Genomic DNA, 299 nt, shown 5'->3' on the forward strand with positions numbered 1-299 from the left:
CCGCTCCACGCTTGATTTTCGGGGTACCCGTGAACCGGACAATAAGTGCTGTTTTTCGCGCCATTCCGCTTCTGATGGGCGCTGTCTGCCTCTCCTACGGCCTCTACATCCTGGCCGGCCCGGATGATGCCGGTCACTTTGTCGCCGGACACGTCAACATGGGGCTGACCGCCATTTGTTATGCGCTGTTCACTACGGCGGCCACCATTATCAGGCAGCTCATCGACCGTTATGGGCGCGTGTGGAGCATCTTCCTTCCACTCTCCGGCTACGCGGCTGCCGCCGCCGCCGTCATCTGG

1 protein-coding gene is annotated in these 299 nt (G+C 61.2%); it reads left to right on the plus strand.

Translation table 11 applies throughout. The annotated features are described in order from the left end of the window. Positions 1-29: 29 nt before the first annotated feature. The coding region (locus tag SB754_RS19760) for a DUF2776 family protein (protein WP_410784089.1) at positions 30-299 on the plus strand (270 nt) is incomplete at its 3' end.

The sequence above is a fragment of the Leifsonia sp. SIMBA_070 genome, assembly GCF_046534635.1.
Lineage (GTDB): Bacteria > Actinomycetota > Actinomycetes > Actinomycetales > Microbacteriaceae > Leifsonia.